This window comes from Cobetia sp. (genome assembly GCF_983723665.1).
The window spans coordinates 1-4026 of record NZ_CFDJES010000197.1; the positions used below are offsets into that span (position 1 = coordinate 1).

Annotated in this window: 3 protein-coding genes; 2 read left to right on the forward strand and 1 reads right to left on the reverse strand. The window is 66.4% G+C overall.

What is annotated here, in order from left to right; genetic code table 11:
• Positions 1-1044, forward strand: a 1044-nt coding sequence (locus AC4FAH_RS13665; RefSeq protein ID WP_490246220.1) for an elongation factor 1-alpha C-terminal domain-related protein, incomplete at its 5' end; no start/stop codon positions are given.
• Positions 1045-1209: 165 nt separating this feature from the next.
• Here the strand turns inward: AC4FAH_RS13665 and AC4FAH_RS13670 are convergent.
• The gene (locus AC4FAH_RS13670; protein ID WP_490246221.1) at positions 1210-2427 is read right to left on the reverse strand and encodes a globin domain-containing protein; all 1218 of its coding nucleotides are present in this window, start codon (positions 2425-2427) and stop codon (positions 1210-1212) included.
• 193 nt (positions 2428-2620) lie between these two features.
• Between AC4FAH_RS13670 and norR the strand changes: the two genes are divergently transcribed.
• On the forward strand, positions 2621-4026 hold a 1406-nt coding region (norR, locus tag AC4FAH_RS13675), incomplete at its 3' end, for a nitric oxide reductase transcriptional regulator NorR (protein WP_490246222.1).

The window sequence follows — 4026 nt, forward strand, 5'->3', positions numbered from 1 at the left end:
GCGCGCTACGGCGTGCAGACCCAGACCCGTCGCCACAGCTTCATCGCCGACCTGCTGGGCATCCAGCACCTGGTGATCGCGGTCAACAAGATGGACCTGGTCGATTACTCCGAGACGCGCTTCAACGAGATCGTCGCCGAGTACCAGGAATTCGCCAACAAGCTGAACGCGCCGGACATCCGCTTCGTGCCGATGTCCGCGCTCAAGGGCGACAACGTCGTCAATCGCAGCCCGTCACTGGACTGGTACACCGTCGATGGCGAAGCGGGCCCGTCACTGCTGGAGGTGCTGGAAACCGTCGAACTGACCCACGACCAGAACCTCAGCGATCTGCGCTTCCCGGTGCAGTACGTCAATCGTCCCAACCTCGATTTCCGCGGTTACTGCGGCACCCTGGCGGCCGGTGTCGTGCGTCCGGGAGACAGCGTCAAGGTGCTGCCGTCCGGCAAGGCCTCGACCATCGAGCGCATCGTCACCTTCGATGGTGATCTCGAGATCGCCTACCCGGGTCAGGCCATTACCCTGACGCTCGACGATGAGATCGACATCTCGCGTGGCGACTGGCTGGTGGCGGCGGATGCCGAACTGCCGCTCTCCAATGCACTGGAAGCGGATGTCGTCTGGATGCACGAGAAGCCGCTGCAGCCGGGCCGTCAGTACGATATCAAGCTGGCGACCCGTGACCTGACCGGTCAGGTCAGCGCCATCGATTACCTCTACGACGTCAACACGCTGGAGCATCACGAGGGCGACAGCCTGGCGCTGAACGCCATCGGTCGCGTCCAGCTCGAGCTGACCCAGGCGGTGCCGGTAGACGACTACCGCTCAAGCCCGGGGACCGGCAGCTTCATCGTCATCGATCGTCTGAGCAACGTGACCGTCGGCGCGGGCATGATTCGCGGCGTGGGTCGCGCCGGCACCCAGGCCACCACCCAGCAGACCGACTGGGCCGCGTTTGAAGCCGACCTCAACGCGCTGGTGCGCAAGCACTTCCCGCACTGGGAAGCCCGCGATGTGCGCGAGCTGCTCGGCCGCACCAACTGATTCCGTCCTGTAGCGACAGCAGAATGGAAGTCAGCGAAATACCAACAACAACGCTGGACACGCAATAACAACACGGCCTGCTGGAATGAAGCCGGAGAACGCAAAAGCCCCCATGGCCGCAAGGCGATGGGGGCTTTTTGCATGGTGCGGCTCACACCTGGCGCATCAGGCGACAGCAGTGTCGATGGCGAGCGGGGTGGAGGGGCCGAAATGCTCGTGGTGACATTGGCTGAGCGGTACGCCGATACGGCTGAGGTGCTGGATCATGCTCTGCATGAAGCCATGCGGGCCGATCACGAAGGCCTGCAGCGACTCGGCGCTGGCACCGGTCGCGGCGATCTGCTGCGCCAGCCAGTCGCGCTCGATGATGCCCAATTGCGCATGGGGCGGCAGCGTCTCGGCCTGTTCGTAGCAGACCTGATAATGCAGCTGCGTTGGATACTGCGCGACCAGCGCCTTGAGGGTGGCGTCGAAGGCATGCACCTCGGGATTGCGCGCCGCATGCAGGTAGATCACCTGGCGGCCTGCTGCCAGTGCCGCCGTCAGCAGCGGCAGCATAGGCGTCTGGCCGACACCCGCCGACAGCAACAGCACCGGGGCATCGGCGCTCTGCGGGGCAGCATGCTCGAAGGTCAGCTCGCCGGCCGGCGGCAGCAGTTCGATCTCGTCACCTGCCTTCAGCGCATGCAGGTACTGGCTGGACTGGCCGTGGGCCTCACGCTTGACCGAGATGCGGCAGAAGCGCTCGTCCGGCGCGTGGGACAGGCTGTAATGGCGATGGATCACGCCCTGCGGTGTCGTCAGGCGCATGCCGATGTACTGGCCCGGCAGGAAGGAGAACATCGGGCCTTCCACCGGCGCCAGGTACAGCGAGCGAATCTCGCGGCTCTCGTCCTGTGTGCGCACGATGCGGAAGCGGCGCAGCCCCTGCCAGCCGCCGCGGGTAGCGGCGAAGCTGTCGTAGCGGCCCTGCTCGGCGGCGATCAGCACAGCGGCCAGTTCCCCGTAGAGGGCGCCCCAGGCATCGGCGATCTCCGGCGTGACGGCGTCCCCCAGCACCTCGCCGATGGCGGTCATCAGGCACTCGCCGACGATGGGATAGTGTTCCGGCAGGATATTGAGCGAGACATGCTTGCTGACCACGGGCGCCAGCAGGCGGTCCACCGCCTCACGCGAGTGGCGTGCGCCGACATAGGCGAGTACGGCGCCGGCCAGCGCACGGGCCTGGCCGCCGCTGGCCTGGTGGGTCTGGTTGAACAGCGGCTTCACCTCGGGATAGCGCTCGAACATCAGCGGATAGAAGCGCGCCGTGATGGCATTGAGATGCTCGGCGACGACGGGAGCGGTGGCGGCGATCAGGTCTTCCTGGGCGTTGGTCAGCATGACGATACCTCTGATTGATGTCCCTCCCTCTATGGCAAGGGGCGTGCCAACTCTCGAGGCCAGTCGTCATGCACTCTGCAGGTCTATGATGTCAAAATGACATGGTCATGTGGCGTGTTCTAATGACATCAAGCGTGTCATGATGACATCAATCTTCAGCCCTCTCACTCCCGATATCCGCAAGGATGACCGCATGCCCGATGCCCTCTTGCCCCTGAACGATACGCCGGTCGCGGCCGTGAATGCCTGGCTCGCCGCCTGGTTGTCCCGCGAGGAGGGCGGCGAGCGGCGCGCGCTGCCATGGACGCGTCTGCTGGCCGCGATCATGCAGCAGCTGCCCGGTGAGGCGGCGACCCTGATGCGCTACCTGCCCGAGCGTGACGAGCTGTTGCCACTGGCCACCTACGGCCTGCCTGCCGAGGTGCGTGGGCGACGCTTCGCACTGGCGGAGCATCCGCGGCTCAAGGCGATCGTCGAGCACACGGGAGTGCATCGTTTCGCGTTGGACAGCGACCTGCCAGACCCCTTCGATGGCCTGCTGGGGGACGTGCATGGGCCGGATCTGCTGGTGCATGACTGCGCCGGTATCGCGCTGCGCGAGGGCGATACCCTGCTGGGGGTGATGACCTTCGATGCGCTGACGCCGGGGGTGCTGGCCCCGCTGGAATCGCTGAGCGCCTCTGCGAGTACGGACGAGCTGGCACTTCCACTTCAGGAGTTGCAGGCCTGGTTGTCACTCCCCGCACACTGTCTGTCGCTGTCACTGCGACAGGAGTGGGCCGCGGTCGGCAGGTCAGGGCTTTCGGCGCCGATGGTGGTGTCACCGACAGGCATGGCGTCACAGAGCGCCATGGCCTGCCCGCAGCGTGGCCCGGCGATGGCCAGGCTCGAGGCGCAGCTGGAGGCGGTCGCCGATACCGAGATGACGGTGCTGGTGCAGGGCGAGACCGGCGTGGGCAAGGAGGGCGTGGTCCAGCGGCTGCACGATGCTTCCCGGCGGGCTGCGCGTCCGCTGGTGCGCATCAACTGCGCCGCCTTGTCGCCGGACCTGGTCGAAAGCGCGCTGTTCGGGCATCGGCGTGGCGCCTTCTCGGGCGCGACCCATGATCACCGTGGCCACTTCGTGATGGCGGATGGCGGCACCCTGCTGCTGGATGAGATCGGCGAGCTGCCGCTGGCGCTGCAGCCCAAGCTGCTTCGGGTCTTGCAGGAGGGCGAGCTGCAGCCGTTGGGCAGCGATCGCGTAGTCAGGGTCGATGTGCGTGTCATCGCGGCCACCAATCGCGATCTCGAGGCGGAGGTCGCCGCCGGGCATTTCCGTGAAGACCTCTATCACCGCCTGAGCGTCTATCCGCTCAGGGTGCCGCCGCTGCGTGAACGCGGGCGTGCGGACCTGCTGGCGTTGGCCGGCACCTTTCTTGAGCACAACCGCACGCGCCTCGGACTGGGCAATCTGCGCCTGACGCCGGCGGCGGAGCGCCTGCTGTGCGAGTACCCATGGCCCGGCAACGTGCGTGAGCTGGAGCACTGCCTGAGCCGCGCGGCCCTGCATGCCCGGCTCGCGCATGGTGCTCACCCGACTCGCCTGCGCGCCGATGG

What these genes read in the sequence shown, in the direction of transcription:
- AC4FAH_RS13670 (WP_490246221.1), bottom strand. Translation starts at nt 2,427, where the DNA reads ATGCTGACCAACGCCCAGGAAGACCTGATCGCCGCCACCGCTCCCGTC.